This window comes from Runella sp., assembly GCF_027484545.1.
Taxonomy (GTDB): Bacteria; Bacteroidota; Bacteroidia; order Cytophagales; family Spirosomataceae; genus Runella.
In genome coordinates this window covers 1-24,071 of record NZ_JAIXST010000242.1, presented here as the reverse complement: position 1 = coordinate 24,071, position 24,071 = coordinate 1, and the positions used below count along the sequence as shown (strand labels likewise).

Below are 24,071 nucleotides of genomic sequence, written 5' to 3'. Positions count from 1 at the left end.
TTTGGCGGAGCAGCCATTGCAGCATTGCGCCTGCATCATGCCTTGCTTTCTGCGGGGATAGAATCAACGGTCTTAGTACAGGAAAAAGAACGTGACGAAAAGGGTGTTGAAGCGTATGCTAACGGCTTTGTTGCAAAAAAAAAGGCGTTAGCGCGTTTTGCAGCCGAGCGCCTTTATTTTGCATTCAAAGAGAAAGAAAAAAGCGTACGCTTCCATTTTTCTCCTTTGTGGACAGGTGCCGATATTTCCACTCATCCGCTCATTATGGAAGCAGATATTATTCATTTGCATTGGATCAACTTCGGATTTTTATCGCTTAGCTCTTTAGAAAAGTTGTTTTCAATTGGCAAGCCGGTCGTGTGGACCATGCACGATATGTCCACTTTTACAGGGGGATGCCATTACAGTCGCGATTGTGATAGCTATCTCACGCATTGCCATCATTGTCCCTATCTACGCAAACCTGCCGCCAAAGATTTAGCCTATCGAGTATTTGAACGTAAAATTCACATATTTAAAAACGCTCCACTCACGTTGGTTTCTCCCAGTCAATGGTTGGCCAATTTGGCAAGAAAGGCAGCTTCAACTCAACACCTGCCCGCTATGGCCATTCCTAATTTGATTGATACCGCTATTTTCCAACCAAAAAATCGGAAAACTGCGAAAATAAATTTAGATTTAAGTACTGAAAAAAAATGGATTCTTTTCGCCGGGGTAAATACCCAAGACCCTCGAAAAGGATTCCGTTACTTTAAGGAAGCCACTCATTTATTAAAAGACAAAAAAGAGGAATGGGGAGTGGTAGTTTTCGGAAAAACACAGCCCGATGCCATTGCTGAACTGGGCTTAGAGGTAAAAACGTTGGGAAGTATACCGTCACATGAAGTAGTTAACGTATATCAAGCTGTAGATGTCATGGTGGTACCCTCTTTGGAAGACAATTACCCCAATACCATCATTGAAGCCATGGCCTGCGGTACGCCTGTTGTCGGATTCGATACGGGCGGTATTCCCGAGCAAATTATTCACTTACAAACGGGTTATATTGCCCCACTCCACTCTGCCGAAGATTTGGCCAAAGGAATTCAATTTGTATTAGAAAATACTGATTATGAACAACTAAGCCAAAACAACCGTAGAATTATTGAACAACGAAATGCTCCTGAACCGATAGTAAAGCAATTCCTTCATCTCTATAACCAACTCCTATCCGTATGAAAAATCTGTCCTTTTTTGTGTTGTTATTCAGTGCGCATATTGCAACGGCTCAAACCCAATTTTCAGTTAGTTTTCCAAAATCCAAAGGCACAAGCTTTGACGGTCGTTTGATGTTGTTTTTAGCAAAAGACAATAAATCAGAACCTCGTTTTCAAGTCAGCGACGACGCCAATTCTCAGCAATTATTTGGACAAAACGTGGATGGTTGGCAAGCTGACAAACCTACAATCGTTGCCATCTCAGCCTCGGGCTATCCCATAAAATCGTTAAAAGATTTTCCTGCCGGCGAGTATTGGGTTCAGGCACTATTGCACAAATATGAAACTTTTAAGCTCAAAACGGGCTACACCGTGAAACTTCCGATGGATCGCGGCGAAGGACAAAACTACCGTACTGCTCCCGGCAATATTTACTCCAAGCCTTTCAAAATCAAGTTTGATCCTAAAGCCACCCAAGTGGTTAAGATTGTCTTAGACCAGGAAAACCCGACCTTGCCCGAACCCAAAGACACCAAATACATCAAGCACATTAAGATTCAGAGCAAGCTATTGACTGAGTTTTGGGGAAGGCCCATGTATTTGGGAGCACACATTTTATTGCCTCATGGATTTGACGAACACCCCGAAGCTAAATTCCCAATCTGTATCAATCATGGCCACTTCCCGGCCGATTTTGATGGATTTAAAGAAACGCCGCCTCCGGCCGACATGGACACGACCGATTACATTGCTCGGTTTGGAATTTACGGTTACAAAAAATTTGCGTGGCAGGAAGCGTACAATTTCTACAAACAATGGACAAGCAAGGATTTTCCCCGAATGTTAATTGTTGAAATTCAGCACGCTACTCCTTATTACGATGACTCTTACGCCGTTAACTCCGCCAACATGGGACCATACGGCGACGCCATCACGTATGAATTGATTCCTGAAATTGAAAAGCAATTCCGTGGACTTGGGAAAGGCTGGGCGCGATTCCTATACGGCGGCAGCACGGGAGGCTGGGAAGCATTGGCAGCTCAAGTGTTTTATCCTGACGAATATAATGGCTGTTTTGCGGCTTGTCCCGACCCGATTACATTTGAGGCCTATACCGTCGTGGATATTTACAAAGATGAAAATGCGTATTATCTTCCGAGTGATTTTAAGAAAACTCCTCGCCCGGGCATGAGAAATTATTTAGGGCAAGTCAAATGTACCATCGAAGAAATCAATCAACGCGAACTCGCGATTGGTGATAACTCCCGCTCGGGCGACCAATGGGATATTTGGCAAGCTACTTACTCGCCGGCGGGCTCAGATGGCTATCCCAAGCCTATTTGGGACAAAGCCACGGGAAAAATTGACCATACCGTAGCTAAATACTGGTCAGAAAACTATGATTTGATGCACATTTTAAAACGTCAATGGGCGACTGTGGGTAAGAAACTCCAAGGAAAAATCCATATTTACTGCGGTGATATGGACAATTACTACCTAAATAATGCCGTTTATTTGATGGAAGATTACTTAAAAACAACTAAAAATCCGCATTACGACGGTGAAGTAAAATACGGCGACCGCTTTGAACATTGCTGGAACGGCGACCCCAATGTGCCAAATTACGTTTCACGCCTGCGTTATAATACGATGTATCTTCCTAAAATTCTCAAACGAATTGAAGCAGATGCACCGGCAGGAGCTGATTTGAAGAGCTGGCGGTATTGAACTATATCATCACTGATACCGAAGTTGCCTGACGGGACTGTCGGTATCAGTGCTCATCAGACAATTGTTTATCCAATCAGATGTTGCTAACTTGCACTATAAATACTTCCAATCATGCAGTATCTTGAAAGAATTACAATTGACCCTGAAATTTGCCATGGCAAGCCCTGTGTACGAGGTATGCGATGGCCTGTCGAAGTCATTATAGATATGCTCGGAGCAGGAATGTCTTTTGATGACATTTTAGAAGACCATCCTGAATTAGAACGAGAAGATATTCTTGCCTGCCTTAGCTATGCTAAACTATTGGTATCCGGACGTTCACTCAGAGAGGCCGCTTAAATGAAATTCATTTGTGACGTTCATATTTCGTACAAACTTGTTCGATATCTTACCCTTCAAGGATTAGAAACCATTCACGTAAATTCTTTAGATAATAAATGGTATACCAAAGACAGTGAAATTTGCCGTTTTGCCGATGTGAATGGTTTAATTGTCATTACCAAAGATGAAGACTTTCGGAATTCTTTTTTCCTGCAACATACTCCTCGGAAATTAATTCGTATTCTGTTAGGAAACATTTCTAATGAATCACTCATCTCCTTATTTGACAAGTATTTACCTCTTGTTCAAGAGTTAATGGAAAACGATAGATTTTACCTCGAATTAGGCGACTCAGTAACTATTTATAGCTTCCAGGAATAGCTTTTAGTAAATAATGAGAATGTACCGCTGGTTTTGGCTCTCTCTGATTTGTGGCACATTGAGTTGTAACCATGCAAAACGAGTTGTTAAAAACAATCCTTATTTCTCTCTAACTGATACAAATCAAGTTCGATTACCTGATAGCGTTTGGAAAGACGTATTGAGTGATGGCATTTATACCATTACTCGCGAAGGCTCTACCGAAATGCCCTATACCAACGAGTACCACGATTTTAAAGGTATAGGGCATTATCACTGTGCAGCTTGCGGAAATTCACTTTTTAGCTCCCAGCACAAATACGACAGTGGTACCGGATGGCCCAGTTTTTGGCAGCCCGCTCAACCCAATCACCTCCTTTTCCGGAAGGACTTTTCGGGAAGAGAAGAGCGAATTGAAGTGCGGTGTCAGCGTTGTCTGGGGCATCTTGGGCACCTATTTTACGATGGTCCCCCTCCTACTCATCAGCGCTATTGTATGAATTCGTTGGCCTTGAAATTTGTGGCCGATTCCAAAAAGTGATTTGTCTGTAACTTTAAAAGACTAACCACTATCCAGTAAAAAAGCCGTCCCAAATGGAACGGCTTTTTTGGGCCAAGCTTCTCTAAACCTTCAAAATTATTTTCCTATTTCATTGTATTAGCTACGAAGTAACTTCTTTTTTCGATTTGGCTCCGTTGCCGTTAGTCGAAGTTGTTCCGTCAACACCACTTACTACAGGTGTAGCATCATGTTCTGCATGTAATTGAGCAAAACTATCTTTACTACCGAAACGGTTTTTAAGACGCTCAACAATGTAGTACATAGCAGGAACCATAATCAGGGTCAACAACGTACTGAATGACAATCCGAAGATGATAGTAAATGCCAATGAACCCCAGAATACCGCACTAAAACCACCAATAAAGAACTGTGGATTGAACTCCGTAAAGAGAGTGACAAAGTTGATATTCATCCCGATAGCCAACGGAACCAAGCCCAAGATACAGGCTGATGCTGTAAGCAATACTGGCGTAAGACGTGCCGCACCCGCTTCGATAAGCGCCTGACGTACCGGCATTCCCCGACCGCGAAGCTCTTCGGTGAATTCAATGAGCAGGATACCGTTTTTGATTACAATCCCCGCCAAAGCAAAGATACCAACCCCCGTCATGATGATAGACATGGTTTTGCCAGTAATTATAAACCCTAACAATACCCCAATCAAGCTAAACAATACGGTAAAAAAGATGATAAACGGTTTGCTCATGGAGTTGAACTGAGTAACTAAAATCAAGAATATCAACAGGATAGCTCCTAAGAAAGCCACACCTAAGAATTTCATTGATTTCATTTGTTCCTCTTGCTCACCGCCCAAACGGATGTTATATCCTTGCGGAATCTCAATTCCATCAACTACTTCCTGAATTTGAGCATTTACTTCATTGGCATTAAATCCACCCAATACATCTGAGGAAAGTGTTACTACACGTTCCTGGTTTTTGCGATTAATACCACTGTAAGTAGTTGAATAACGAATCTTGGTCAAGGTGCTCAACGGTACCTGACGCAAAACCCCGCCCAAGTTCATATCGCGATATACTACATTCATACTCAACAGTTTCTCAACCTGACCGCGATCTCCTTCTTTTAAACGAACCATGATGGGGTAATCATCTTTATCGTCGCGGAATTTAGAAACTTCGGTTCCGAACAACGCTCCTCGAATCTGCATGGCAATTTGTGCGGTGCTGATACCTTCACGAGCCGCTTGTTCCCGGTCAATGTCTATAACGATTTCAGGTTTGTTCAAGACCAAATCTGACTTCAATTCTTCAATTCCCTGAATACCTGATTTGACAATGGCGTTTTTAACGTTGGCCGTGAGGTTTACCAATTTGTCAAAATCCTCCCCTGCAATCTCAATAGTAACAGGTTTACCTGTTGGCGGTCCATTGCTTTCAGGTTCGGCAGTTACTTGTGCGCCCGGAATACCTTTTACTCTCTCACGTACTTTCGCCAAAATATCAGCCGTTGAAATCCCGTAGTGAATCCGTTCTTCCACGCTCTTAAACGCTACTGTGATTTTACCTTTATTAGGCACCACCGTACGATCCGGGTTGAATGGATCACCCGCGTTGATACCAATGTTAGTAATAACCGAAGCAACAATCGGGCTGTCTTTTCCAATCACGCCATAAACGCGATCTTCCAATTGCTTCATTACTTCGTTGGTCTTAGCAGCATCAGTTCCCTGCGGCATTACACAATACACATACACAAAGTCAGGGTCGCCCGAAGGGAAAAATACCGATTTAGGTTGTACGATTGCAGTTAGAATTATCGTTCCGATAAACAAAGCAATTACGCCTGCAAACAAAACATACGGACGTGCCCCCGTAATTACCCACGAAATGAGTTTTCGATAACCGTTTTTCAAACGTGGGAAAACGTTTTCCTGAAACGGGACGATGATACGCGGAGTGAGTATATAATGATTAAAGAGGTACAAAAGCGTTACAAGTGTCAGTAAGTTGCCTACTCCAAAATTTATGAGATAACCCACTAATGAAAGTCCTGCTAAAATAAGTACCGGTCTCATAATAGAGCGAAACGACTTATCTTCGTTCGCATGTTCCTCCACACGTTTCAGTGACGATGAAGCAAACACCGGATTCATTACGTACGCCACAAACAATGAAGCAAACAGCGTAATAATCAGCGTCAAAGGCAGGAATTTCATAAACTCACCTACAATCCCCGGCCAAAATAACAGAGGCAAAAACGGAGCAATAGTAGTAAGCGTTCCTGTCAACACAGGGAGAAATACTTCGCCCGCAGCAAAAGAAATTGCCTGATTTCGTGATAGCTTTTTATCATCGTTATACACTCGGTGAGCGTTTTCAATGACCACAATGGCATCATCCACCACAATACCAAGGCCCAATAAGAAGGCAAAAAGTACAATTGTGTTCAGTGTAAAAACGATACCTGATACACTCGCAATAACGGGAAACAATACAAAAGCTACCAGCGTAGAAAGCGGCACGGAAAGTCCTACAAAGATGGCGTCCTGTACCCCCATAAAGAACATCAGTACCAAAACCACGAAAATAAAGCCCAAAATTACGGTATTTAACAAATCGTTCAACTCCACCTTGGTACGTTCTGATCCGTCGTTGGTAAGGCTAACTTTGAGTCCATCCGGAAACTTAGTTTCTTCGTATTTCTTCAAAATGGTTTTAATTTGATCCGAAGCGGTAATTAAGTTTTCGCCTCCGCGTTTGATAACGTTGAGGGTAATTACGGTCTTCCCATCCAAACGAGCGTAGCTTTGTTTTTCGGCAAAACCGTCTTTAATTTCGGCAATTTCGGACAATTTCAAGGTAGCGCCTGTCGAAGAACGAATGATGATATTGTTCAACTGGCTCGCATCCTTGAACTCGCCTACTACACGTAAATTACGGCGAACATTATCAACGTTGATTTCACCGCCTGAAATGTTAATATTCTCGCCCTGAATCGCATTTTGAATTTCAAAAAACGATACCCCGGCCGCCTGCATTTTGTACAAATCAAGATTGATCTGAATTTCGCGGTCAAGCGCCCCTACAATATCCACGCGGGTAATTTCAGGCAACGATTCGATTTCGTCTTTCAATTGGTCGGCATAATCTTTCAATTTTTTCAATGAATAATTACCCGCCAAATTGATATTCATAATCGGAAATTCAGAAAAGTTCACTTCCTGTACCGTAGGATCCTGCTTACGGTCAGTTGGAAGATCCACCAGTGCTTTATCAACGGCATCTGCTACGCGTTGCTTGGCAGCCTGTGCTGTGAGTCCGGTAGTAAACTCGACCGTAATCAACGAAAAATCCTGAATAGAGTTTGATTTGATTTTGGTCACCCCACTGGCTGCTTTAAGCTGCTTTTCAATGGGTTTGGTAATAATCGTTTCAATATCCGAAGGACTTGCACCGGGATAAATCGTCGAAACAATCACCGTAGGAACGGCAATTTCAGGAAATTGCTCTTTGGGCATCGTGAAATACACGAACAAACCCGCCAATGAAATAATGGCTGTGAAAAGATAAACCGTGGTTTTATTTTCTAAACACCAACGGGTAATTGCGAAGTCTTTTAGGGTTGTCATCACCTTGTGGTTTATGTTGACGGTTATCTGTTAATGCGTTCCGCCGTTGCGGTTTTCCGTATTTGTTATAACTACAAGATACAGTTCACAATTAACAGATAACGGTTAACGATTTTAGAAACTGATTACCTGTCCGTCTACTAAATCCTGATAACCTTCTGTTACGATCAAGTCGCCTACCTGAAGGCCTTCTGTAATTTCGATTTCGCCGTTGTAAGATACACCCGTCTTTATTTTACGAGCTTTTGCCACCTTCTTATTTCCTTCTATCTCAGCCACATACACCACATCTCCAAACTCAGTACTTTGAATGTAGTTTTGATTGATTACGATGGCATTTGATTTATTGATGTCGGAAATATTCAATATAGAAACCATATTAGGTTTAATATCGCTGCTGCTCGGAATGGATGCTTCTATCTTGAAGGTACGGTTGGCAGGGTTTACCAATTTACTGATAAAGGTTACGTGCGCATTGATTTCACGACTTAAATCAGGCAGTTTTACCTTCACCATATCTCCCATACGGATATTACTTAGGTAAGTATCAGGTACGTTGGCCGTAGCTTTGAGGCTTCCCAAATTTACGATGCTTGCCAACGGCATTCCCGGGGCAGCAATTTCGCCGGTTTTGGCCATTACCTTTTCTACCGCTCCGCTAATTGGCGCATATACATTGTACATATCCACTTGGGTTTCCAATACGGTCAAGTTTTTCTCCAATGACTCTTTGTTATTTTTAGCCTGCAAAAACTGAATCTCAGTACCTATTTTTTGGTCCCAAAGGCTCTTTTGCTTTTCGTAAACCGTATTGGCCAATTCCATCTGTTGCTTCAAAGCAGCAATTTGATCGCGAAGAATTGCATTGTCAATCTTAGCCAGTAATTGGCCGCTTTTCACAGTTTGTCCTTCTTTTACGTAGACTGTTGTATATGTTCCGGCCATACGCGGAGTAGCAGTAGCCGTGTTTTTGGTTTCAACGGTTCCTTGAATTTCGATAAAGCTCTTAAAACTGCGAGGCTGAAGTGTTTGTGTTACTACGGGCAATACCTTTTCAGCAGCTTTCATGCTTGGGTCAGCAGCCTTAATTTCAGCGTCCAACTTAGCAATTTTTTCTGTTAGGCTTTTAGCATCCGTTTTCATTTTGGCCAAAGCCGCTTTCTTCTCAGCCAACGTATTTGGCTGTTTTTCGCCTCCACAGGCTGTTACAAGAAACACAATAAGGACAGCCCCCAAACCCCCAATAGGGGCTTTTATTAGTATATATTTTAACAATGTACTCATGATTAAGATTTTAATTTTTTGTTTTAATATTTCAAACGAGCGATTAACACATTCCCCCATTGGGGGTTAGGGGGCTAATTTTCCTTTTGCTTTGTCCAAATCTACTTTTGCTAAAAGTAAATCATAAAGTGAGGCAAAATAGTTGGTTTGCGATTCTTTCAAGGCTGATTCTGCATTGATGACCTCAATATTTGAACCCGTTCCCGATTGATACTTGATTTTTGATACTCGAACTACCTCCTGCGCCAAATCAAGGTTGCGTTTTTGGGTTTTGAGGGTTTCGAAACCATTGATAATAGTGATATTGGCACTGCGAATCTGTAAATCAATGGATTGTTCTACCAAACTCAGGCTTTGCTTTACTTTATCAACCGTAAATCTGGCCTGCTGAATTTTATATTTTTTTGAAAAACCATCGAAAATGGGAATATTGACGCTTAAACCAATATTGGCATTGTTAAACCAAGGTGACCCAAATACTTCGCCAAAACTGTTGCGACCTGTGTTGTAACCATAACCTGCAAAAGTGGAGACCGTAGGATAATACCCTCTTTTGTTGTTTTCAACGTCCATTTCTGACAAATGAAGATTACTTTTCAGAATCGAATAGTCAATACGTTGGTCGTAACTGAAACTATTGACATCATCACCTTTGACTTCCGCAGCGATACGCTCTACTTCAGCTTCATTGATTCGATCTGTCAATTGAATTTGCTCGTCAAGTTTCATTCCCATTTGGAATTTCAGCATGTAATAACTCAAATCCACCAAATTTTGAACTTTGGTACGCTCTGTTTTGAGGTTATTGAGCGATACTTCCAAACGATTCACATCAATTTTTTCGACAAATCCTTTTTCGTTCATTGCACTCATTTCCCGCGTCAGACTGTCTAAACGTTGGATATTCAAATCCAATAATTTAGCTCTCTCTTCGGCAATAAGCACACTATAATAGGCTTTCGAAACGCTTTCCGCTACCTGAATTTTTGACTGAGTTATATTCTTTAAAGACAGCTCACGATACGCTTGAGCAGCTTTCAATCCCAGTAACCATTGCGCATTAAAAATCATTTGATTGAGTTGGAGAGCGGTATTGCCAGAATACTTCACCCCAAACTGAACAGCTCTTGGAGCATCGTTAGGGCCTCCGCCAAAAAAAGCTGCGGGCAAAAACGCACGTTGGATTATCAGGTTGTCCATTAGGCTCACCGTAGCATTCACCTGAGGTAATCCTACAGAACGAATCTCTCCAATGCGAGACTCAGCACTTTGGGCATCGACTTGCGTATTCTTGACATTAATGTTGTGCGTCACACCGTACTGAATGGCTTCCTGAAGCGAATAACGTGTTTGGCTGTAAGTCGGAAAAAGTGGTAGCATGAGTAGTACCAGCCATTTCCATTTTCGTTGAATTTGTGGCATATATGGTTGAAAATTTGATATTGGATTGTTGTTAAGAAATTAATAAAAAAGCTGTTAATAGGTACTTTTGGTGTTGAATATAGCCTTGGGGGATATAGGCGTCGAAAGCTGTTTCTCTAAGTATGTTTCATATAAACTAAGTCCTTCAAGAGTGACAATTCCCCGTAGAAAATGATCGAGGAGTTCAAGTTGGGTATCCAACGGGTTAAATTGACCCAAAGGAAAAAGATAAGGATCAAGTCCCATTTCAATTTGTTCAAGTCGCAAACGTGCAATCACTTCCACGTTGACAGAAGGGCGATAAAGTCCCATTTCAACACCCTTTTTCAGATTTTTCTTTACTATCTCCAGAATAAACTCCTTCTTATACTTCGAAAATAGGTCCCAAGCTTGGGGATAATATTTTTTGATGTCAAAAATAGCGGTTGGATTCATGCCTGCCATAGTTTGGCGCATCATTTCGGAGGCCATTACTACTTCGGCAATCGGGTCTGGAGCTTCTACCTGCATTTGCTCAGCCAAGGCGCGGTCGCATTCAAAATGATGTTCCACTCCTGCAAATACCATCGCGTTTTTATCTTCAAAATGTTGATAAATGGTCTTCTTGGAAATTCCCAGCTCGCGGGCAATATCGTCCATCGTTACGCTTTTTACTCCGTATCGAAAAAACAGTTCCTGTGCTTTATCAAGGATTCTCTCTCTCACTCTTTCGCTGCTTAATATTTCACTTTTTTAATACGAAACTTTGGAAACTAAAAAATGGTTCAAAGTTTCCAAAGTTTTTTAGCGAGAAGCAGACAACTAATTGAGTTTTAGAATGTAGCTATTGCCTTGATTTATATCTATTACAAATTAAATCACCCCTACTGACAACCCTATGTCAGTAGGGTTAAAAAAAAATTCAAGTAAATAATTTCCATAATTGAGCTTCAATAAATTGTATTATTTTAATAAAAAATAGTCATCAAAAACTCTTGACGGCAATCGTAATTTTGCATTCTGCTACGAATGAGTAACTCTTTGGGTGCAAGTGGAACAAAAGTAAAAACCCACTTCACGCAATGCTATATAAATAGCGCGAAGTGGGTAAAAAAGAGGACAAAAGGGAAGATTTGAGGGATAAAAAAATAAAAGCAGTTAGCTCAATTCTTCATTTAATAGGTTTTCCGCCTTCATTTTAATATTTTCTTCTTCTACCAAACGATTGATTTCTTTAATGACATCAAAGAAAATAACCAGTTTATCGAGGGGAATTTGATCGCGCAGCATGGTATTAAAAGCAATAACCCCTTCGCGGGCAAGTTCACGCTTGTTTTTGCCCTCATCAGTCAGGAAAACTTTTACAAAACGTTTATCTGTTTCGTCAGTTTCGCGGCGTATCCAACCCCGTTCTTCCAGCATTTTAAGGGTGCGCGTCAGACTGCGCGGCTCCATGCCGATAGAAGGGCCTATTTTGGTGGCCGGTGTCCCGTTTTCCATGTCGATATTGAGCAATACGTAGCCAATTGCCATCGTCATGTCGTAGCGGCGGGAAGCATAGGTATTGTACATCCTTGAGATAGCGTGCCAAGCCCACTTGATGTGAAAATCGACCGTTTTTTCCTTGCGCATTGCCTATTTTAGTTGGTATCAGTTTAGGCAAATATAAAGCTTAATCTTTACAGTGGTATGTCTGCATACGGTTTTATTGCACCGACATCTTAAATTTTGCCAAATAAAAGCGCACCGCTCTTCCGATAAGCAATCCTCCGATTACCCCGGGCATAATCCAGGTAGCAATATTGACAGCTACGGAAGCATCGGGGAAAATATAGCGAATATTGACCAAAGCAAACGCCGTAAAAGTAGCAATGTAGGAGCCGCCCATCCGCACTATATGCATAAAAAACCACTCGCGATTGCCATATTTAGATTTTTCAGGATAAAGATATTTTTGAAAATCATAACGGGCATTGGATCCGCTAAAAAATCCAAAAACTACGAAAAGGATGCCAATTGATTCAAATTGCCCCTTGGTCCATAATGCACTTAGATGGTAAAAACCATATACTACCATGGCCACAGCGGCCAGGGCCATTGCTCCAGATACACTCCAATCAAACCAGCGAACAGGTTCACTACCACGTTGTTTAAGTGAGCGTCTTCCTGTAAAACACAAGTAGAAACTAAAAACAGCAATGCCTGTTAAAAACAAACGACCGTCGGTAACGGGTGAAACTACTACCAATGCTACTGCCGAAGCCGCAACAATAACCATTGACCAATAATACACCAAACCTGTGGTATTATGAAGTGAGCTGCCTTTTTTAGAAAACATCGGAACAAGCCCAACGGCAAGGGCTAAAAAACCAACGGCAACGTGCAGAATAATAAAAAATGTTTTCATGGATGTTGTTATTTGGGTGTTAGAATGTGTTGTTAAAATCACGAATCAATACCCAAATATCAGGTGAGAAAACAATCTCTCTCTCCTTTTCCCGACGAAGCAACAGTCGGAAAGAGTGAAATGTTGGAGAAAAAGGGCGAAATGAAGAACTACCGTGCCTGCTTTACAAAATCCCGACAGGCAGTACTCAGTTTTTGAATATCTTCGGGGGTATGCCAGGCACAAATAACTACGCGGGTATTGGCCTTATCAATAGGTTTGGGGTACGAAAAGCTGTACACAAAAATACCGCGTTCCAGTAAAAAGGGGTACAATTCATCGCGCTCGGTATAAAAAACGGGGTATCCTTCTGTAAAGCTAAATAACTCAATGTCTTTTATCGCGTCCGCAAACTGCTGAACATTTGTCTGTAAACGCGTATAAGCATTCGCGTATAATGCGTCAGCGTGCAGATAGGCATACAGGTGATCGGGGGCTATGGGAGAACACCCTCCAAAATAGGCGGTATTACGAATTTTTTGAATACTGTCAGGGTCAGAGAAGATTACTCCGCCCGGCAAGCCCATCGCCTTGGCCAAAGAAGCCGTCACAATCAGTCGAACGTTTTTTCGCTTCGGAATACGTTTCCAAACACCTTGTCCTTCCCTTCCTGTTACGCCAAGTCCATGCGAATCATCTACCAATAAAACGAATTCAATATTTTCAGGAATATCATTTACCCATTCAAAATCATACAATTTCCCACGCAACGCATCGACAGAATTGGTAACAAGACAGATTTTCGAATTCTGATTTCTAATTTCTGATTCCGACGGATCCGTCCGCGCGGTTTCAATTTCTGATTGTGAACCGTAAACTGTAGACTGTAAACCGTGAACTCCAAACTGTAAACTCCAAACCTCAAAACTGCATTTAGGAATTTCAACCTGTGGCAAATGCCAAAGTGCGGGGTGAACATCCGGTGAATAAACAAACTCGTACCCTTCCAACATCAATTGTCGAATCGCGGCTTGCCCTGCCAACATTCCTGAAGAAAGCGTCAATGCCGCTTCTGCACCTGTCCAATCTGCCAATTTAGTTTCAGCTTCTTTATAAATGCTCAATTGAAGATTTCCATTCCGTGAACTGCCATACACACTTCCGTATTGATGCAGTCCTTCCTGAATAAGCGCTTGAAAAGAAGGGTTTTGTGGAAGACCTAAATACGCAGTACCGCTAAAATACAGATATTCCTGGCCGTCCAAATCAATGGTTCGGTCGGGTAAGTGGGTGATTTGGTGGAAGTTTGTAGAATTCAACCCAATAGAAAATTAATTTTGAAGAAGACTTGCTCCTGTCCCATTTTCATCTGCAAAAAGTACCTTACCAAAATCAAAAGTGACCCCTACAGCAGGGTCGTTGGCAATGAGGAGCGTACCGTCCATGTCCACGTAATCCAACAACGGAAGCAAATGCGCGATGGCTGAGATGCCTACGCTGCTTTCGTTCATGCAGCCCACCATCGTTTTCATCCCCAATGCTTTGGCTTCGGCAATCATGCGTCGGGCGGGCGTGAGGCCCCCGCATTTGGTTAGTTTTACGTTGACTCCGTGAAAATAACCCGCGCATTTGGCAACGTCGGATTCTATAATGCAACTTTCATCGGCAATACAAGGCAAGGCACTTTCGGCATAGACGCGTTTCATACCTTTCCAATCGTCGGCTTTAAGCGGTTGTTCGATAAATTCTACGCCCAATGCTTTTAATTCGTAGCTGTATTCAATGGCCTGTTCAGCCGTCCATGCGCAGTTGGCATCTACTCTAAAAATTGCATCGGTGTGCTTCCTTAGTTCTTTGACAATGGCAATATCCTCGTTGGTGCCGAGTTTGATTTTGTACAAAGGCCAGGGAAATTCCTGCATTTTTACCACCATTTTTTCGATGCTGTCAATGCCAATGGTGTAGTCAGTAATTGGAATTTGCTCTGCCGATAGCCCCCAAGCTTCGTATAATTTTTGGCCTCGTTTTTTTGCCCATACATCATTAGCGGCTTCATCCAAAGCACATTGGGCAAACGGATTGTTTTTTAGAAAAGGATGCACCAATTCCCAAAATGCTTCGGGAGACTGCAAATTATGATTTTCAATCAGGAACTGAATAGTTTTCAACTCCTCTATCATGCCCTCAATCGTGATGCCGTAGTATTTGTTGGAGGTAGCCTCCCCAAAACCACGACAATCCCCATCCCGCAACTCCACAATCAGCGTAGGCTGTACATCGCGCGAATCATGCGCAATAGTGAATGTATGACGGAGACGTAAATCGAAACGGTGAAAAAACAGCTGCATAACAATTAAAAATCATTCGAAAAACCAGGAGGACACACAATACTGTAAAATGTATAACTCAGGGTAAACGAAGTATAGTAATACATATCCTTAGTCGTAGGGTTACCCAAGCGCGTTTTTTGAGAAAGAGGAACATTGTCTCCTAAATTGTCTAAATAATCCGTAAACAATTTGCGCGTACCAAACTCAAACTCTAAACTCCACGGGCGTTTAAACTCCCATTTCACTCCTGCTCCAAATGGAATATTGAGTTGACTTGTCTTGTAATCGGCCGTTTTTGTACGAGGTTTAAATTTAAACAATCCCAAGCCGCCAAACAGATAAGGCGTCCAATTTTTAGCTTTGCGTTTTTGTGAATAATTCAGAAAATTATATTCCGTAATCAAATCTCCTTCAAAGATAGTCGACCGAAAAGATTCGTTCCGTGCCTGATTAAAAGGGTCTGAAGAGCGACTGTCTTTAGCACCTACAACGCCCAAATTGCCTCCTACTCGAAACGATACCGAAGGGCTGACGTTATACCGAAAGAAAGCATGGCCACCGGGTAAATAATTGCGGGGGTTGAAGGCAGGAGCCAAATCGCCTTTGTAGTTGAAGCCTCCTAAGCCTGCACCGATATTGATGCGTTGGGCTTCTGTGTTTAAAGAAAAGGCTCCCAAAAGGAAGCCAATGAAATACGTTTGCAGTTTGCAGTTCACAATGATCCGGTCTTAATTTTTAGCCCTTTATTTAGTGATATTTAACGAATAGGAGGGCATTTGATTTTACTTGGGAGTATATAGCTTACTGTAATACTGGACAGCATGTACGCATCTTTACGTACGGGATTGCCTCGAAAATCTCCTTCTCCCCAACCATTTAAAGGGGCAGCAAAAGGATCTATGGAAGCATCATTGGGATATACAATTCGGCGTACCGTCTCTGTACGGTCACGCCCGGTACGGGCAGCAATTGGCTCCAGTGTTCGGTTTGACATGGCACGAGCTAAGTCATTTTTCAGGACATCAGAATTAGGAAAAAAGCCACTGGCATCGTCCAAATAATCAGAGCCTGTAAAGCGAAAACCTCCCTCCACACCTATGTTCCATTGGTCATTTACTTTCCAGGTAAATCCTAACCCTAAAGGAATAGCATAAGTGACCAAAGAGTACGGTTTTGCATATCCCGGTTGGCCTTGGCCTTCGGTTCCCAACGGCTGAAGAGATACCCACTTGTTGTCAAATGCGGGAGAATCCGGTGTTTTTGCTTTGGGATTATGCGCCAAGAGCGCAAGCCCGCCAAACAGATAAGGACTGAACTTAGCACGACGATTGGGGCTGCGACCATCCCCGCGCAGTTTAAAAATTCCTACCAAACTCAATTCTTTGGCATCATTACGAAAATGTAAATTCCGTACGTAAGCACCATCAAATGGTTTGCCACCTCGGTTATAAAATTCATCATCACCTGCCAAACGAGCCCAGGTAAGCCCTAACCTTGCGGCCAAATGAGGTGTGAAATGGCGCGTATAACTTGCATTTACGTTCCAACGCATCATTTTAAAAATAGTATTGACCGGACTCCGATAAGGAGCCAAATCTCCAGCATAGCTTGACGTTCCCAAACCAAAGTTGACAGTGGAATACTGTTCAAAAGGAGTTTTCCGGCGGCGTTGGGCTTCGGAGGTGTACGTCAATAGCAGCGTAAACAACACGGTACCGACAAATATCTTAGATTTCATTCCCTTAACTGATTGATGCGTGACTTTGACTTCAACGCAAAAATGAATCTTTTTATTGAATACTCTAACAAAAATCGCACCATAAGATTAATTACGGGCGTCTAATCCCCAATGTAATTTTGTGCGGAGGGTTTCTACAAAATTGTCCAGATTTAACTTAACCAGCCGGGCTTTAAATACTTCTTTTTTTACAGTCAGCATGACGGTTTCATCTACAATCCGAAAACGGGAATCTAACGAAACCAGAAAATTACTGCTGCGGCTTTCCACTCGGAAGCTTAATTGGCTGCCGTCCGGAATAATCATTGGACGAACATTCAAATTGTGCGGACTGATGGGAGTGATGATAAAAACGTTGTTGGCAGGCAACACAACTGGTCCCCCACAACTTAGAGAATAGCCCGTGGAACCCGTTGGTGTGGAGACAATTAGACCATCAGCCCAGTACGAATTCAAAAACTCACCATCCAAATAGGCATGAATGGTGACCATCGAAGAAGTATCAGTTTTGGTAATTGTAAAATCATTAAGAGCAAAATTATATTCCTCAAACAAATCCGTGTCAGATATTAAACTGACCAATGTGCGATCTTCAATTTGAAATTTGCCTGAAAAAAGTGCCTCTAATGAATCCTGAACCATGGCAGGTGAAACCGTCGCCAAAAAACCTAATCGCCCCGTATTGATTCCCAAAATAGGGATTTGACGCGAACGGGCCTGCATGACTGACTCCAGCAATGTGCCGTCGCCGCCGATACTGAAAATAAAATCAGCATTGGGGGCATCATGAGGATGGGGATAGGTTTTCTCGGTATGCGGATTTACGCCGGATTGGAGCAAAAACGAATAAAAAGAAGCAGAGAAAGAAAATTCTATCTGTCTTTGTTTTAAAATATCAAACAGGGCCTGTATGTAAGGCTGTGTTTCTTTGGTAAAGCTGCGTCCGTGAATGGCGATTTTCATCTGTATCGCTACGAGGATATGTTTGGACGCAAAGGTAAAATTTTATGTGATTAGGTCTCTAAATAACGCAGCAATAAATCCAAGCGATGACGATCGGGGTTTTCGAGAGGTGCATTTCCATACACATTTTCAATAACGTATCCAAAACGTTCGAGGGTTGCCACTACCGCCGTTACTTCGGTTCGGTTGAGTTTAAGAGTCAATTTAGCTTCGTCAAGTGCCCCGTATTCAGCACCCGAAAAATAGCTGCTGATAATCTTCGTATCGTTGGATTCTATCAATCTGCTTATATCGGTCAAGGAATAATCACGATTGGACATTTTCAGTACCAAAACCGCACCTGCTTCCTGTGTACCGAGCAAATCGGCAAATTTTGCCATCATATCGCTTACCAAAATGGTACCTGCGTAGAGGTTGTCTTCATCCAAAACGGGAACAGTATCCAGCTGATAATGATTGGCAATGCCCATTATTTCATAAATATGTTGAAATGAATTGGCGTGGACAGGATTGGGTGGTAAGTGGAGTTCAGAGAGTTGTTTTTCATCGTCGGTCAGGTTCAGTAAGGTGTCTTCACTGAGAAGGCCTTTATAAACTTCATCTTCGACCAAAGCCAACTGGCGAATGCCGTGTTCATCCATCAAGTCAACAGCCTGCCCAACCGAATCGAACGGTCTTAAAACGGGGGTGGTGGGGTTGATAAGTTCTTCAGCCAGCATAATGATGTTCTATTTTTTGGAAAACTTAGAAAAGTTATTTAAAGTTTCCAAAATTATGGAGGGATTTTATTGAGGCACTCTGAATTTTAAATTAAGATCACCCCGAAATTTCAGGTTTTCCCCTAACCAATTCATCTAAAATTACATCTTAATAACGACAAATTCTACCCGTCGGTTGCGTCGGCGTTCGCTTTCGGAAGCCCCTTTGGTAACGGGACGGGTCGAACCTAAGCCTTTTGCCTCAATTCGGGCAGAATCAATGCCTTTCACAATTAAATATTTTTTTACTGCACTGGCTCGGTTTTGGGAAAGTTCTACGTTTTTGTCAAAATCTCCTAAGTTATCGGTGTGACCTTCCACTCTGATTTCCATCGCCGGGTTGTCACGCATGAGTTCCGTCAGGCGGTCTAACTCCGCTGACGAAGCAGACAACAGGTCAAATTTGCCGGTGTCAAAATAAATATTGTTGAGCGTAATGGCTTCGCCTACCGCCACCGAATTCAGCATAATTTCGCTGTTTATCTCCTGCCCGCCTTTGGCTTGGGTAAGGTCAAAAGCACCGCTTACGGGAAAATAACCTTTGGCACTTGCCACATAAGCGTATTTATTGCCGGCATCCAGCGTAAGTTTGAATTTGCCCGAAGAGGCGGACAACTGCATCGAATCCAAGCCATTGTTTTCACTCGGTACAATGTAGCTGATTTTGGCAGGAATCGGCTTTTGAGTTTTAGCATCAATTACCGTACCGCGCACTGTGATGAGTGCAGGGGCAGCAGGCTCCGTTTTTTGCTCCAAAGGCGGCACCGTGGGTTCCACTTTGGGCGTTTCAGTTACAACGGGAGGCTCTTCTTTTTTTGGCTCAGGTTTTGGTTTTTGTACCGGGCGCTTAGGGTTACGAATGTGAACTCCGTAAAAGTTCCAAAACCTTTTATCTCCAAAATCCTTTCCTTCAAACATTTCAAACTCCTCGACACCGGGCTCTAACCGCTCAAAGTAAACCGAAAACTTCACAATATCACCTGGATAAACAGTTTGTTTTTGTGGAGCTACCGGAATTCCTACCGCTTTAATAAATCTATATCTACGTCCCTCATTTCCAGATTCATACAAACGGCATTTGGGGTCAACCTCAATAAATTGGTCTCTACTACTTTGTCCCAAAATCAAATCCTGCAAGGATTGACGACGACGCGAAAATTCAAAGGTAAAATGTAGAATGGTATAATCTGCCGTCAGTTCAACTTTATTAAGTGTCACATCAGGCTGCGACTGCTGTTCCACAGTTGGACTCAACGTAGTAATCTTCTGGGCATAAGTTCCCAAAGAAATCAATGTAAAAACTCCAAGAAGGTATCGTAATCGTTTCATGGTCAGATAAAGTAATGACTTACTCGCCCGAAATAACGCCGTCTTAAAAAGATTAGTGCAATTTGATTGTTAAAAATAATTAATAATCCTCCTTTCAGCACTCGTTTTTAACCAATTAAAACAAAATAATTGAAACAAACAAAAAAGTATTTAGATATTTGTCTAAATACTTAAACGGATGAATATTCTCTTCCGCGCACTCAACGACCCTACCCGAAGGCAAATTCTGGAAATTTTGCGGGAAGGAGACCTTACCGCCGGTGAAATCGCCGACCGATTTGAGATGACCAAACCGAGCATTTCGCATCATTTGGATTTGCTCAAACAAGCCGAACTTGTCAGTGCCGACAAACGAGGTCAATTTATTTATTACACCCTCAATACCACTGTTTTAGACGAATTATTATCCTGGATATTTACCCTTAAAAAACAATGAAAAAGACCCTTGATTATCTGATGTGGGGCATTATTGTTACTCCTTTGATTTATTTGGCACTCATGTGGAATCAATTGCCCGAGACAATTCCGACTCATTTCGGGATTGATGGCAAGCCGAATGACTATGGCTCCAAATGGACGTTAATCATCTTGAGTGCGGTTTCCATCGGTATCTACTTTTTCTTACGCTATTTACCTCAGTTGGACCCCCGCCTCAGCCAAACGAAACTGTCAGATCATTATTCCAAATTAATACTATTAGTGTTGCTGTTTTTAGGGGCAACTCAAGTATTAATCATCCAATCGACCCTAACCCAATTATCGGGGGAAGTTTTCAATAACATAGTATTTGTAGGAGTGTTTCTGTTGTTTGCAGGAATCGGAAATTATCTCAATAACATCAAATCCAATTACTTCATCGGGATTCGTACGCCATGGACTTTGGAAAGCGAAACCGTGTGGCGCAAAACACACCAAATGGGTGCTAAACTTTATTTTGCGATTGGAATCATCGGTGCCTTAGGGGTTGTATGGTTACCCACTTCGTGGAAAATTGTGTGGGCAATGGGGCTTATTTTAAGCTCAACAGTCTGGATATTAGTCTATTCGTACCGAGTATATCAAAAAGAAAAAAATGAAAAAGCATAGTCTACTCCTTTTCAGCCTGTTGATTTCTGTCTCGGGTTTTAGTCAAACCTATTACGAAGGTATTCTGGGTACTTTGAAATTTGGGTTAAAAACGGATGCTCAAAAGCAACAAGCCGCGATTTATATTCCGGAGCAGGGACTTTTTGAATACGCTCTCAAAGCACCTATTTTCAGGAATGACAGCTTGATTGCGGATTTAAAAGAATTTAACTCAGTACTAAGCGGAAAATTAGACGCTGAAACATTCACAGGACAATGGAAACAAAACGGTTTTTCTTCGGCTTTAAAACTCACTAAAGTTGAAACGTTATCCTTTCTAAAACGGCCGCAACAACCACAGGCACCGTTTCCGTATGTAGTTGAAAACGTTAAATTTACCAATGACAATCAAAGCATTTCTTTTGGCGGTACACTGACTTTCCCCAACGGCAAAGGCCCTTTTACAACGATAGTTTTGATTACAGGCTCAGGACAGCAGGATCGCGATGAGACCCTCTTTGGCCATAAATCTTTTTGGGTCATTGCTGACCATTTGAGTCGAAATGGATTTGCTGTTTTGCGCGTGGACGACCGAGGGGTTGGAGAAACCACAGGAACAGTAAGCACCTCTGTCGATTATGCTCAGGATGTGCTGGCAGCGGTAAAATATTTAAAAAACCGTAAAGAGGTCAACAGGAAAAAATTAGGTCTCATCGGGCACAGCGAAGGCGGGATGATTGCTCCTATGGCGGCTTTGCAGACAAAAGATGTGGTATTTATTATTTCATTGGCGGGTTTAGGGATAGGCGGTAAAGAACTGCTGCTTCAACAAAGTGACGATATTCTGAAAAAATCAGGCACCAATGAAACCTATCGAAGCCATGTACGCTCGCTGAATGAAACCCTCTATAATGTAGCCGAACGCTTACCGTTAGAAGGTGATATTAAAGACAGTTTACAATTGGCTTTTGACAACTGGCTCAAAGCTCAACCGGATGCCGTGCTTGGACAAATGGGCTACAAAAGTGAACAGGGAAGAAAGGGTATTACGGGGCAATTTGGGGTTATTAATTCAAAGTGGTATCGTTACTTTCTAAAATATGACCCACAGCCTATTCTTTCTCAAATTAAAATCCCTGTGTTGGCACTCAACGGCAGTAAAGACCTTCAAGTAGCTTCTAAACCTAATTTAGCAGGGTTTGAAAAAGGATTGACCGCCGCAGGAAACAAACACTTCAAAATCCTGGAATTACCCGACCTAAATCACCTTTTTCAAAAATGCCAAAAATGCACCGTAGCAGAATACGGAATGTTAGAAGAAACCTTTTCACCCGAAGCATTAGGAGTAATGACGGCGTGGTTGAAAGAAAGATAGTTTGACTCTTTGCTCCTTAGCGACTTTGCATGATTTTAATATGACTTACTTCAAAAACTGCTCCCACAATAGTTTCCCAGCTACTACCAGAAAAACAACTCCTGTGAGAATATTGATGTAACGCATGACCCGGATAGTAAGTAAGCTACGTAACCGATGCGCATAAATCGCTAAAGCAGACTGTGTTATAAATACGCCAATGAGACTCATTCCAAAAAACAAAATCATTTCATTGAGATCATAGCGGCCTTTCGTACGTAAATAGGCCGCAATAGCAGCCCATGACATAAAATTAACAGGATTGAGTGCATTAAGGGCAAGACCTTTTAGGAAATACTTAAAGTTCTCAAATCGCCGGCTGCGGTCATCATCATATTGCTTAACTTTAATGGTCGGAACTTTCATAAAGTTTTTAATACCCAAAATAGCCAAAAAAACAATCCCAGCCGCTCCAATCCATTGATTAAAATGTTCGATTCGAGGCAGAAAAGAAGTACCGAAAATAGCTGTAAAACAGAAAAAAGCGTCGCTGGCTACGACACCCAACGAAATCTGAATGCCACTGCGATACCCCCGCTCTACGCTGGTTTGAATCAATGAAAAAAAGACCGTTCCGAAGGTGAGGCAAAGCAAAATGCCCGCAATTAATCCGTATAAAGCAGCTAAAAACATTTTTTGTGTATCAGTTATCTGTGTATCCGTTTTCCGTATATCTGTTATTTCTATTTGTGTTGGTTATAGTAACTAATAACGGTTACCTGATAACAGCTAACTGATAACCAATAACGGTAACGGTATTCAAAATTAAATTCCTCGCAAACGGGCTACTTTCAAAAGCCCCATCACACTGAGCGAATCAGTGATTTCAGAGCGCATTACCATTTCAATGGCCTCGGTAAGCAGAATCCGACGAACATGGAGCTGTTCGGTATCTTCGGGTTGGGCCTGTACTTGGGTAAGACCTTCAGCTACGTACAGAAACCCCTCTTCGTCGCCGACGGAATTAGAAAGGTGAACGCGGGCAATTTTAGTCCATTCAGAAGCAATCAGCCCCGTTTCTTCCAACAATTCACGCTTGGCTCCTTCGATAGGGTCTTCGTCCATGGGACCACCCCCTTCGGGTATTTCCCACGAGTATTCATTCAAAGGATAGCGATACTGTCCGACCAAATACGTAAATCCTTCATCGTCAATGGGAATCACACCAATGGCTTTATTTTTGTAATGAACCACCCCATAAATCCCCGAGCCTCCACTCGGATTAATTACGTCTTCATGCCGTACCTGTATCCATTTATTGTCATACACTACTTGGCTTTTAAGAGTTTGCCAAGGGTTTTCTGTTTCGTTGGGAAGAGACATACGAATTGTCGATTTTAAATTGTCAAATTAGCTACTTAACAAAAGCACCATAGTGTTGGGCAAAGTGCCATTATAGACTTGCAAAAGTCGTTACAGGTGCGAGGTTTTGGGTTGGAACTCGTACCTTTGAGGCCAATTACCAAAAAAAAGTCGTGCAAGTTAGCCAAAATTCTAAATTTCGCTGGATTATCGTTTCATTGGGGTGTACGAATGTATGCAGGATTGCTTCCTAAGCGGCCATTCTGACCAATTGAATTACCTCATCCCATTGATTACTAAGGTTTTTTGTTCTCAGATTTAAAACTTGCTGTGCTCCAT

Annotated in this window: 23 protein-coding genes; 8 read left to right on the top strand and 15 right to left on the bottom strand. The window is 42.1% G+C overall.

Annotated features, from left to right (window positions below; all coding sequences use genetic code 11):
• From Q0081_RS22040 to msrB, 5 genes are all read left to right on the top strand, one after another.
• Window positions 1-1,218 (top strand): glycosyltransferase family 4 protein (locus Q0081_RS22040; protein WP_298358632.1); only part of this gene is annotated, 1,218 nt, incomplete at its 5' end.
• Window positions 1,215-2,924 (top strand): alpha/beta hydrolase-fold protein, encoded by a 1,710-nt coding sequence (locus Q0081_RS22035; RefSeq protein ID WP_298358630.1) that lies wholly within the window; start codon window positions 1,215-1,217, stop codon window positions 2,922-2,924. The genes Q0081_RS22040 and Q0081_RS22035, both read left to right, overlap by 4 nt.
• Before the next feature lie 114 nt (window positions 2,925-3,038).
• Window positions 3,039-3,266, top strand: coding sequence for a DUF433 domain-containing protein (locus Q0081_RS22030; RefSeq protein ID WP_298358627.1), 228 nt, complete (start codon window positions 3,039-3,041; stop codon window positions 3,264-3,266).
• A complete protein-coding gene (locus Q0081_RS22025; RefSeq protein WP_298358624.1) occupies window positions 3,267-3,629 on the top strand; it encodes a DUF5615 family PIN-like protein in 363 nt (120 codons plus the stop codon).
• A 19-nt stretch (window positions 3,630-3,648) separates the two neighbouring features.
• Window positions 3,649-4,149, top strand: coding sequence for a peptide-methionine (R)-S-oxide reductase MsrB (gene msrB / locus Q0081_RS22020; RefSeq protein WP_298358621.1), 501 nt, complete (start codon window positions 3,649-3,651; stop codon window positions 4,147-4,149).
• A gap of 121 nt (window positions 4,150-4,270) precedes the next feature.
• Here the strand turns inward: msrB and Q0081_RS22015 are convergent, their stop codons facing one another.
• From Q0081_RS22015 to Q0081_RS21955, 13 genes are all read right to left on the bottom strand, one after another.
• Window positions 4,271-7,762 (bottom strand): efflux RND transporter permease subunit, encoded by a 3,492-nt coding sequence (locus Q0081_RS22015; RefSeq protein WP_298358619.1) that lies wholly within the window; start codon window positions 7,760-7,762, stop codon window positions 4,271-4,273.
• Window positions 7,763-7,876: 114 nt separating this feature from the next.
• Window positions 7,877-9,046 carry an efflux RND transporter periplasmic adaptor subunit gene (locus tag Q0081_RS22010; protein ID WP_298358616.1) on the bottom strand — a complete coding sequence of 390 codons (1,170 nt, stop codon included), beginning with the start codon at window positions 9,044-9,046 and terminating at the stop codon, window positions 7,877-7,879.
• A gap of 66 nt (window positions 9,047-9,112) precedes the next feature.
• Window positions 9,113-10,468 (bottom strand): TolC family protein, encoded by a 1,356-nt coding sequence (locus tag Q0081_RS22005; protein ID WP_298358613.1) that lies wholly within the window; start codon window positions 10,466-10,468, stop codon window positions 9,113-9,115.
• 54 nt (window positions 10,469-10,522) lie between these two features.
• Window positions 10,523-11,173, bottom strand: a complete 651-nt coding sequence (locus Q0081_RS22000) for a TetR/AcrR family transcriptional regulator (protein ID WP_298358610.1) — start codon at window positions 11,171-11,173, stop codon at window positions 10,523-10,525.
• A 432-nt stretch (window positions 11,174-11,605) separates the two neighbouring features.
• Window positions 11,606-12,079 (bottom strand): MarR family winged helix-turn-helix transcriptional regulator, encoded by a 474-nt coding sequence (locus Q0081_RS21995; protein ID WP_298358608.1) that lies wholly within the window; start codon window positions 12,077-12,079, stop codon window positions 11,606-11,608.
• Window positions 12,080-12,152: 73 nt separating this feature from the next.
• Complete coding sequence (locus Q0081_RS21990) at window positions 12,153-12,854, bottom strand: DUF2306 domain-containing protein (protein WP_298358605.1); 702 nt, start codon at window positions 12,852-12,854, stop codon at window positions 12,153-12,155.
• Window positions 12,855-13,003: 149 nt separating this feature from the next.
• Window positions 13,004-14,152 carry an aminotransferase class I/II-fold pyridoxal phosphate-dependent enzyme gene (locus Q0081_RS21985; protein WP_298358604.1) on the bottom strand — a complete coding sequence of 383 codons (1,149 nt, stop codon included), beginning with the start codon at window positions 14,150-14,152 and terminating at the stop codon, window positions 13,004-13,006.
• 12 nt (window positions 14,153-14,164) lie between these two features.
• Window positions 14,165-15,181, bottom strand: a complete 1,017-nt coding sequence (locus Q0081_RS21980) for a dipeptide epimerase (RefSeq protein ID WP_298358600.1) — start codon at window positions 15,179-15,181, stop codon at window positions 14,165-14,167.
• 5 nt (window positions 15,182-15,186) lie between these two features.
• Window positions 15,187-15,879 carry a DUF6089 family protein gene (locus tag Q0081_RS21975; RefSeq protein ID WP_298358598.1) on the bottom strand — a complete coding sequence of 231 codons (693 nt, stop codon included), beginning with the start codon at window positions 15,877-15,879 and terminating at the stop codon, window positions 15,187-15,189.
• Between the two features lie 41 nt (window positions 15,880-15,920).
• Complete coding sequence (locus tag Q0081_RS21970) at window positions 15,921-16,901, bottom strand: hypothetical protein (RefSeq protein ID WP_298358595.1); 981 nt, start codon at window positions 16,899-16,901, stop codon at window positions 15,921-15,923.
• An 87-nt stretch (window positions 16,902-16,988) separates the two neighbouring features.
• Window positions 16,989-17,864 (bottom strand): NAD kinase, encoded by an 876-nt coding sequence (locus Q0081_RS21965; RefSeq protein ID WP_298358592.1) that lies wholly within the window; start codon window positions 17,862-17,864, stop codon window positions 16,989-16,991.
• Between the two features lie 50 nt (window positions 17,865-17,914).
• Window positions 17,915-18,583, bottom strand: a complete 669-nt coding sequence (locus Q0081_RS21960; protein ID WP_298358589.1) for a CBS domain-containing protein — start codon at window positions 18,581-18,583, stop codon at window positions 17,915-17,917.
• Between the two features lie 141 nt (window positions 18,584-18,724).
• Window positions 18,725-19,951 carry an OmpA family protein gene (locus Q0081_RS21955; RefSeq protein WP_298358587.1) on the bottom strand — a complete coding sequence of 409 codons (1,227 nt, stop codon included), beginning with the start codon at window positions 19,949-19,951 and terminating at the stop codon, window positions 18,725-18,727.
• A gap of 178 nt (window positions 19,952-20,129) precedes the next feature.
• Between Q0081_RS21955 and Q0081_RS21950 the strand changes: the two genes are divergently transcribed.
• Genes Q0081_RS21950 through Q0081_RS21940 form a run of 3 tightly spaced genes read left to right on the top strand, consistent with a single transcriptional unit; the run spans window position 20,130 to window position 22,391 of the window.
• Window positions 20,130-20,387, top strand: a complete 258-nt coding sequence (locus Q0081_RS21950; RefSeq protein ID WP_298358585.1) for an autorepressor SdpR family transcription factor — start codon at window positions 20,130-20,132, stop codon at window positions 20,385-20,387.
• Window positions 20,384-21,037, top strand: coding sequence for an SdpI family protein (locus tag Q0081_RS21945; protein ID WP_298358582.1), 654 nt, complete (start codon window positions 20,384-20,386; stop codon window positions 21,035-21,037). The genes Q0081_RS21950 and Q0081_RS21945 overlap by 4 nt, the downstream gene beginning before the upstream one ends.
• Complete coding sequence (locus Q0081_RS21940) at window positions 21,024-22,391, top strand: S9 family peptidase (RefSeq protein WP_298358580.1); 1,368 nt, start codon at window positions 21,024-21,026, stop codon at window positions 22,389-22,391. The genes Q0081_RS21945 and Q0081_RS21940 overlap by 14 nt, the downstream gene beginning before the upstream one ends.
• Before the next feature lie 45 nt (window positions 22,392-22,436).
• Here the strand turns inward: Q0081_RS21940 and Q0081_RS21935 are convergent, their stop codons facing one another.
• Together Q0081_RS21935 and Q0081_RS21930 are read right to left on the bottom strand one after the other, a co-directional pair.
• Window positions 22,437-23,063, bottom strand: coding sequence for a LysE family translocator (locus tag Q0081_RS21935; RefSeq protein ID WP_298358577.1), 627 nt, complete (start codon window positions 23,061-23,063; stop codon window positions 22,437-22,439).
• 132 nt (window positions 23,064-23,195) lie between these two features.
• Window positions 23,196-23,753 (bottom strand): NUDIX hydrolase, encoded by a 558-nt coding sequence (locus Q0081_RS21930; RefSeq protein WP_298358575.1) that lies wholly within the window; start codon window positions 23,751-23,753, stop codon window positions 23,196-23,198.
• Window positions 23,754-24,071 lie beyond the last annotated feature (318 nt).

Excerpts from the sequence above, each read along its gene's own strand:
- Q0081_RS22035 (WP_298358630.1), top strand. The coding sequence starts at position 1,215 with ATGAAAAATCTGTCCTTTTTTGTGTTGTTATTCAGTGCGCATATTGCA.
- Q0081_RS22030 (WP_298358627.1), top strand. The coding sequence starts at position 3,039 with ATGCAGTATCTTGAAAGAATTACAATTGACCCTGAAATTTGCCATGGC.
- Q0081_RS22025 (WP_298358624.1), top strand. The coding sequence starts at position 3,267 with ATGAAATTCATTTGTGACGTTCATATTTCGTACAAACTTGTTCGATAT.
- msrB (WP_298358621.1), top strand. The coding sequence starts at position 3,649 with ATGTACCGCTGGTTTTGGCTCTCTCTGATTTGTGGCACATTGAGTTGT.
- Q0081_RS22015 (WP_298358619.1), bottom strand. The coding sequence starts at position 7,762 with ATGACAACCCTAAAAGACTTCGCAATTACCCGTTGGTGTTTAGAAAAT.
- Q0081_RS22010 (WP_298358616.1), bottom strand. The coding sequence starts at position 9,046 with ATGAGTACATTGTTAAAATATATACTAATAAAAGCCCCTATTGGGGGT.
- Q0081_RS22005 (WP_298358613.1), bottom strand. The coding sequence starts at position 10,468 with ATGCCACAAATTCAACGAAAATGGAAATGGCTGGTACTACTCATGCTA.
- Q0081_RS21995 (WP_298358608.1), bottom strand. The coding sequence starts at position 12,079 with ATGCGCAAGGAAAAAACGGTCGATTTTCACATCAAGTGGGCTTGGCAC.
- Q0081_RS21990 (WP_298358605.1), bottom strand. The coding sequence starts at position 12,854 with ATGAAAACATTTTTTATTATTCTGCACGTTGCCGTTGGTTTTTTAGCC.
- Q0081_RS21980 (WP_298358600.1), bottom strand. The coding sequence starts at position 15,181 with ATGCAGCTGTTTTTTCACCGTTTCGATTTACGTCTCCGTCATACATTC.
- Q0081_RS21970 (WP_298358595.1), bottom strand. The coding sequence starts at position 16,901 with ATGAAATCTAAGATATTTGTCGGTACCGTGTTGTTTACGCTGCTATTG.
- Q0081_RS21965 (WP_298358592.1), bottom strand. The coding sequence starts at position 17,864 with ATGAAAATCGCCATTCACGGACGCAGCTTTACCAAAGAAACACAGCCT.
- Q0081_RS21960 (WP_298358589.1), bottom strand. The coding sequence starts at position 18,583 with ATGCTGGCTGAAGAACTTATCAACCCCACCACCCCCGTTTTAAGACCG.
- Q0081_RS21955 (WP_298358587.1), bottom strand. The coding sequence starts at position 19,951 with ATGAAACGATTACGATACCTTCTTGGAGTTTTTACATTGATTTCTTTG.
- Q0081_RS21950 (WP_298358585.1), top strand. The coding sequence starts at position 20,130 with ATGAATATTCTCTTCCGCGCACTCAACGACCCTACCCGAAGGCAAATT.
- Q0081_RS21945 (WP_298358582.1), top strand. The coding sequence starts at position 20,384 with ATGAAAAAGACCCTTGATTATCTGATGTGGGGCATTATTGTTACTCCT.
- Q0081_RS21940 (WP_298358580.1), top strand. The coding sequence starts at position 21,024 with ATGAAAAAGCATAGTCTACTCCTTTTCAGCCTGTTGATTTCTGTCTCG.
- Q0081_RS21935 (WP_298358577.1), bottom strand. The coding sequence starts at position 23,063 with ATGTTTTTAGCTGCTTTATACGGATTAATTGCGGGCATTTTGCTTTGC.
- Q0081_RS21930 (WP_298358575.1), bottom strand. The coding sequence starts at position 23,753 with ATGTCTCTTCCCAACGAAACAGAAAACCCTTGGCAAACTCTTAAAAGC.